The 6,918-nt window shown below is 37.8% G+C and carries 5 protein-coding genes and 2 pseudogenes; 6 read left to right on the forward strand and 1 reads right to left on the reverse strand.

Going from position 1 to position 6,918, the window contains the following annotated elements:
- The first annotated feature begins 15 nt into the window (after positions 1–15).
- The 6 genes and pseudogenes from ACVRZD_RS09840 to ACVRZD_RS09865 form a co-directional block, all read left to right on the forward strand.
- Positions 16–273 (forward strand): hypothetical protein, encoded by a 258-nt coding sequence (locus ACVRZD_RS09840; RefSeq protein WP_198777494.1) that lies wholly within the window; start codon positions 16–18, stop codon positions 271–273.
- Positions 274–3,405 carry a PBECR4 domain-containing protein gene (locus ACVRZD_RS09845; RefSeq protein WP_447450465.1) on the forward strand — a complete coding sequence of 1,044 codons (3,132 nt, stop codon included), beginning with the start codon at positions 274–276 and terminating at the stop codon, positions 3,403–3,405. It begins immediately after the preceding gene.
- Between the two features lie 70 nt (positions 3,406–3,475).
- A complete protein-coding gene (locus ACVRZD_RS09850) occupies positions 3,476–3,913 on the forward strand; it encodes a hypothetical protein (protein ID WP_037627152.1) in 438 nt (145 codons plus the stop codon).
- A gap of 181 nt (positions 3,914–4,094) precedes the next feature.
- Entirely contained in the window at positions 4,095–4,490 is a 396-nt protein-coding gene (gene mobC / locus ACVRZD_RS09855; protein ID WP_017794516.1) for a plasmid mobilization relaxosome protein MobC, read from the forward strand.
- Positions 4,484–6,130 carry a helical hairpin domain-containing protein gene (locus tag ACVRZD_RS09860; RefSeq protein ID WP_037627155.1) on the forward strand — a complete coding sequence of 549 codons (1,647 nt, stop codon included), beginning with the start codon at positions 4,484–4,486 and terminating at the stop codon, positions 6,128–6,130. The genes mobC and ACVRZD_RS09860 overlap by 7 nt, the downstream gene beginning before the upstream one ends.
- Positions 6,131–6,209: 79 nt before the next feature.
- Positions 6,210–6,410 (forward strand): annotated as a pseudogene (locus tag ACVRZD_RS09865) (ISLre2 family transposase); the annotation flags it as partial.
- Between the two features lie 400 nt (positions 6,411–6,810).
- On the opposite strand, the pseudogene ACVRZD_RS09870 reads toward ACVRZD_RS09865, so the two are convergent.
- Positions 6,811–6,918, reverse strand: a pseudogene (locus ACVRZD_RS09870) (IS30 family transposase); the annotation flags it as partial.

Below are 6,918 nucleotides of genomic sequence, written 5' to 3' on the forward strand. Positions count from 1 at the left end.
AGTAGAAAGGACGATATGATGACTGATACAAAAAAACGACTTGGCTATTTAGAAACCATTAGCCAACCACTTGCCTTGAAAGCAGAAAACTTAATATTAGAATACCAGGCTATTTGGCAGGTTTTGGAACAAGCAGATGAAGCAACGTTTTATCAACTGGCCCCTCATCTCTTTGTGACAATAGAGCAAAAAGAGCCATTGCTTGTAGAAGCCCTTGAAAGTACTCCTGAGGGCTATGAGCTCTTTAAAACATTACTGAAGGAGGAAAAATAGATGGTATTAACCAAAGCACAAGCCAAATCCCTTTCCATCTTAGAGGTCGCTAGAAGCCTAGGGATGGAGATGAAACGAAACTCTCATAAAGAATATTATTGGAAAGAACATGACTCTTTCAAGATCGATACCCATAAAAATACTTGGCACTGGTATTCTAGAGGGACTTATGGCGATACGATTAACCTGGTACAGGAAATCAGACAGGTTAGTTATGCGGATGCCATGAAGTTCCTTGACACAGGTCAGTTCCCTGAAGCAAAACCCATGGAAGAAGTTCGTCAGCCCTTCAGATATAGCTTAAGCCCCTATGAACAGCCTTTTAGAGAAGCGAGAAACTACTTAAAAGAAGTCAGAGGCTTATCGGATGAGACCATCAATTTCTTCCTCGAAAAAGGGGTGCTCGCACAAGCGAGACGACGAGATCGTGACGGCTTCATAGAAGATGTCCTGGTCTTTAAATACCTGGATAAAAGTCAGACTATTGTTGGGGCTAGCCTCCAGGGCTTATCTCCTTATCCAGAACGCTATGAAGGCAAGGGCTACCTCAAACAAATCATGTACCAGTCAGAGGGTATTGCAGGCTTAAATGTATCTATCGGCTCTCCTAAACGGTTGATTGTAGCAGAGGCTCCCATTGACCTGATGAGCTACTACGAGCTTCATAAGGATCAATTAGAGGATGTCAGGCTAGTCGCCATGGAAGGCTTAAAAGAAGGGATTGTTTCTCGCTATGCCATGGAAGCTCTTCAGGAACAAGGAGTATTAGTAGAAGATGGTAGAGATTACACCAAAGCTAGGGACTTGACTAAAACGTCTCAATTTTTGGCTAAGGCGGCTCAAACATCCATCCTCTTTCATGACCATAAGCAGGATAATCTGATTACGCTTGCGGTAGATAATGATAAGGCAGGTACAGATTTTATTGAAACTTTGAAAGAAAAAAAGATTCCAATCATCGATGCCAGACCTCCTAAAGGAGAGGGAGACAGGAAAATGGATTGGAATCAATATCTTAAGGAGAACCAGACAGAAAGGAAAGCAATGACTGAAGACACTAAAAAAGCTCCAGAACCTATTCTGGAGCAAGAAAAAAAGGAGGGGACCAATGTTAGTTGGGGGTCTTTACAGCCCAAAGCTGAAGGCAGTCCCGCACCCGTAGCTGAAACTTCAACTACCTTTGAGCAAACTGTTACCAGTCACCCGACAATATCCCCTTGTTTCCTACATTTTACCACAGATAATGCTCATGTGTCAATTATTCGTGATGGTTATCATATTGCGACGGAAGAGGATTTGAGAAATCTAAATGCTTATGCCCCAATTCTCCAACAAACAGCCCAGTGGTACTTAACAACTCTGGCAGGTTCTTCGGTGACCTATGTTTATCAGGAAGACGGGAAAGTTGATGCCATAAAAATCAATTATGACAAAGATAAGTTTATGCACCTAACAGGTATCCGTCCCATTGGAAAAAATTTAACAGCGGAACGGTTGGTTGAACGTTTTGCTGCGGGAGATGGACATTTTGCCAATATTCTCGTGAATCGAGGATTTATTAGTAAAGCTCAAGTTCTCCCTTTGTTCGAGGAGATTATCCAAGCTAAATCTTTTATGTTTACAAATATTGCGGATATAAAAAAAATGAAAGCAATTCATGCTAGTTCTGCTATACGAACAGAGAACGAACAATTATTGTTAGCTTTCAAAACACTTGGAGATGTCTCATTTCCAGTATCAACATTAAATCTGACTGAACCAATCAATTTACAGCTCACTACGAAGGGAACAAAGAATACGATTCTAGGAGTTTATCGTGAACGTAATGGTGTGATCGAGCAATTGTCAATCAATGATGACTACATTCAGGATGGAGGAAAAGAATTGCTTGCAATTCTAAAAGACGGCAATCTAGAAGCTATGAAAACAGAAATTTTAAAAGATGAAACAGCTTCAATTCATCCTAAAATTGACTCAGATGGTGATGGCATTTCAGATGAAGAAGAGCGCAAACAAGGGACTAACCCTTATGATTTTAGATCCACGCCAAGTTCTAAAGCAAGAGAAGAAACGAGTCCAAATGTGACAGAAAGTATTGGAATGTCAAGTAGTTTAGCCGTCGCAGACTTTATCAAAAATAAAGATATCGCAGGTCTCAATGGCCACCTAAAAGATGGCATCAAAGAGTATCTAAACTCAGATAAATACAAAGACTACTTAACCAAAATGAGTCAACTCAATCACTACTCTAGCCGCAATTTACGCTTAATTCTTGCACAAAATCCAGAAGCTACTCAAGTTGCTTCGTTTAAGCAATGGAAGGAAACCTTTGAGCGCCATGTGAAGAAAGGGGAGAAGTCCCTTCGGATTTTTGCGCCAATGACCAAACTCAAAAAGGACGAGAATAATCAACCAATCTTAGATAAAAACGGTAAACCAGAAACCATCACCTTCTTTGGATTGGTCCCCGTTTTTGATGTGAGTCAGACAGATGGTAAAGAGATGCCAAAAGTAGCTTCAGAGATAAAAGATCAACTCGCAGATTTAGACTATGCCAACCTTTATCGTGCGCTTATGGGAGTTGCGAAAGAGAATAATGTGAGTGTCCGATTCGAAGAAATGAAAGGTGATCGTAAAGGTTACTATGATGTGTCAGAACACCAAATTGTCTTACGCAGTAATGACATGAACAAGTCACAACTGATTAAAACGTTCCTACATGAAACAGCTCACTCGGAACTACATCATGCCAATAATCCTCAACAAAAACAGCTGACCAGAAGTACAGCAGAACTTCAAGCAGAGAGCGTGGCCTATGTGGTATCAGCTTATTATGGTCTGGATACCTCGGGATATTCCTTTGGGTATTTAGCGAGTTGGTCCGATGATAAAGAAACTCTTGCTGATTTAGAAGCACAGCTTGATATTGTCCAACAAGAAGCCAAAAGTTTGATGGCTCGAATGGATCAACAGTTGGAACAATTGCGCCTTGCTCAAGAGAAACAAACCAAGTATCAGTTTGAACAAAAACTTCAAAAATTCAAAGACCAAAGCAAGCAAGCTGTGGAGGAACACAAACAAGAATTGAAACAGGAAGCTCAGTCAAAAAAAGAAAAGGGGTTCTCGAAATGACCGAACGAGATATCCAAAAATCCCCCAAGGTCAAATTAAAAACAACACCACCACAAGGAGGACAACACACATGAATGACTATCAAGAAAACCAATTACTGACCATCCTATCTGACTTTATCCCTCTCATGGATGGGGATATCATCCAAGGCATTTCTCCTGAAGCTGGAGACCTAACTCGTCAGAAAGTTTTGGAACAGTTAATAGCAGATAGGGAACTGCTTAACAAAGAAGACACCTCTCTAGTGAGCTGGCAAGAAGAAAATATTCAGCTTTTGGAGATGATTAGTGATGACGATTTTCAAGTCGTGGTCAATGAAAAAATAATGATGACAGAGATACAAATTGGTCAATCTCTCTTCCAACTACTTAGCGATAATCAGTTAGAACTTCTAGCTGAACAACTCAATTCCCAACAGGAAACAGCTTCAGAAAAAGCGTTACAGGTTGAGGAAAAAACAAAACAAAAATCTTCATTTTTAGAAAAAATGTTGAAGCAATTTCGATAATTATTTTAACAAAATAAAAATGAACCTCCCTTCAAAAAGGGAGGAACTAGGGGCTTGGGGATTTCCCCAAAACTAAAAAAGGTAAGAGGGGAAATCGTTGGATTGACCTTCTCTAACCTTTTTTTAAATCGCATTTGCCCGGGCAAATGCTAAGCTTGCCACAAGGAAAGGGGATGAGGAAATGCCTCAAAAAACAGCTAATAGAAAAAGGCCTATTCGTAAAGAAGTGTACTTCACAGAGCAAGAATATAGGCAGGTGCAACATGTTATGGAACAAATGCAAGTACCTACATTTCAATACTATGCCAAGAATCAGCTAGTACAGGGAAAGCTAGTCCAAATTGATTTTTCAGAATTGAAAAATTTAAGGGTAGCTGTCAATCGGATTGGAGGAAATATCAACCAAATAGCCAAACATGCAAATGAAAATCAGAACATTTCTACTGAACAGCTAACCCAGGTGCTGGATTATTTATCTGAGATAAAGGATATGGTTGCAGTTAAATTGTCTAGTGCAGAGAAGAAAAGTTTACAAGAAAGAAAAACAAAAGAAATAAGGACATATGACGAATGGTAGCTATTAAACCACCCAAACAAATCAAAACATCATCAAATTTAAAAATTGCGGTACGATATATTTTAAATGAAGCGAAAACTTTAGTTGGCATGACAGAAGAAATAGCTGTGGATTTTCCACTAGTCTATCACAATGGCGAGATACAAGTTAAATTGGTGTCTGGTCATGGGATTGAAGATGTTAACGTGGCTGATGAAGAAATGGTCATGACAAAGTTAGCCGCAGCTTTCAAGAGAGGAGATGATGACCTCAAAGAATTAAACTCAGGAAAACAGGTCTTAGCTCATCACATTATTCAATCTTTTTCACCAGAAGATAACCTAACGCCAGAACAAATCCATGAAATCGGCAGACAGACCATGATGGAATTTACTGGAGGAGATTATGAGTTTGTGATCGCAACCCATACTGATAAAAACCATCTCCATAACCATATCATTTTATCAACAACACATACTTCAACGCTAAAAAAGATGCGTTGGCAGAAGAATACACTTAAAAATTTACGAGCCATTTCAGATAAGCATGCGGCCAAATATGGCGCTAAAATTATTGAGCCAACCATGAAAAATTCTTACACCAAATATTCAGCTTGGCGACGACAAAATAATTTTAGTTACGAGATTAAACAGCGCCTCGATTTTCTTTTGAAGCAGTCAATGTCAATAGAGGATTTTAAACAGAAAGCCAAAGCACTTGATCTTCAGATTGATTTTTCTGGGATGCATGTCAAGTATCGATTATTAGCACCATTGAATGGTAAATATCAAGAAAAGAATACAAGAGACCGTACCATATCTAAAAAAGGACATTATGGCTTAGAACAAATTCAAGAACGAGTAAAGAAAAATCAATTGGTTTATGATGTCTCTGAAATCAAGGAACGGTATCAAGAAGAAAGTGTTCAAGCAGACAATGATTTTGAATTGAAATTAGAAGTTGCTAGTTGGCAAGTAGAACAAGAAAGTAGTCATGGTATCTATCTTCAAATGGATTATGGTGTACTCAATAGCGGAACGGTTTTGATTCCGTCACATAAAGTGGATAAACAAGAAGATGGAAACTACATTATCTACATCAAAGAAAGAGATTACTTTTATTTACTCAATCCTGATCAGTCAGAGAAGAATCGTTACATGATGGGGAAAACTCTCGCTCGACAATTAGCCAAGCAAAATGGCGAAGTACTTGTCACAAAAAATGCTCACATCTCATCCATGCGAGAACTCATTAAGGAATATAATTTTTTGGTTGAACATCATGTCACAGATGGTGAACAATTCCAAAATTTAGAAGAACGGTTCAATAACAAAATCGAAGAGACTAATCAAGAACTTCAAACCTTAGATGAACGTCTAGCTTACTATCATAAAGTTGAAGGGGCTCTACTTGCCATTGAACAAACACCAGAAAATAGTTTGCCAGCTATGCAGCTGTTAGATGAATTAGGGCTTCCAAAAGATATTACTATAGCAGATGTCAGTCAAAGCATTCAAGAGTTTGAAATAGAAAAAGATGCACTTCAAGAATTTTTTGAAGATACGCTGAAGACTTATACAACCTACCAGGAAATAAAAGATCGTATCAACTCTCGTGAAGTGAACATCCGCAAAAATGAAACAGAAAAAAAGTCACTCTAGCTAGTAACCTTTTCAGATTCCTACTATACGGAAACATGGTTATTAACGCATAAATAGGAGTGAACGGACGGTTCTATCAGAAAGTAGAACAACCACAAAAATTCAAGTAGAAAGAATTTACTTGGAAGAGGATGGTGTCATGGTCAAAACAATTTCTGGAGGAGATGAGTGACATAATACAGATTTGGCTCAATTTCTAATCCATACAAGAGCAAGGAGAGTTAGTAAAGAAAAAAATAAGCATGAAATTATTCACGCTAATTATGATAAAGCAATTGAGATTAAGTGTTATGAATAGTTCTAGGACATTTACCCCCTTAATAAGAAATTGAAGAAGAGTATATTAGTCTCTAAGCAGAAATACTTTAAAAATTTGGCTTCACAAAGATATTTATAATTTTTCAATATTCAAAGTCACCATTAATAGAAGCTATTTATTCCTATTTTTAGACCATTTGTTCTGGGATAGAATTTCCAGATATAGCAAAAAGATTCAGAAACCGCCTTTGGTACAAACTATTCTGAATCTTTTTCAATATAATGATGTTTATGATGTTTTTTTTGTTAAATCATTTTCCTGTATATATGCTAATGGGCTTGTACCCACCAATCTTTTAAAAGTTCTTGAAAAGTTAGATGGTGTTGAAAATTGAAGTAACTCGGCAAATTACAAGTTCAAGTTAGCCATTTAGTAAAAACTCTTTAGGAGATTTATAATCTAGTATTTTTTTAGGATAGTTATTTATCCAATTTTCAATGAATGCGACCTGTTTTAGGGTCGCATTCTT

The organism is Streptococcus hongkongensis (genome assembly GCF_053206145.1).

Excerpts from the sequence above, each read along its gene's own strand:
- ACVRZD_RS09840 (WP_198777494.1), top strand. The coding sequence starts at position 16 with ATGATGACTGATACAAAAAAACGACTTGGCTATTTAGAAACCATTAGC.
- ACVRZD_RS09845 (WP_447450465.1), top strand. The coding sequence starts at position 274 with ATGGTATTAACCAAAGCACAAGCCAAATCCCTTTCCATCTTAGAGGTC.
- ACVRZD_RS09850 (WP_037627152.1), top strand. The coding sequence starts at position 3,476 with ATGAATGACTATCAAGAAAACCAATTACTGACCATCCTATCTGACTTT.
- mobC (WP_017794516.1), top strand. The coding sequence starts at position 4,095 with ATGCCTCAAAAAACAGCTAATAGAAAAAGGCCTATTCGTAAAGAAGTG.
- ACVRZD_RS09860 (WP_037627155.1), top strand. The coding sequence starts at position 4,484 with ATGGTAGCTATTAAACCACCCAAACAAATCAAAACATCATCAAATTTA.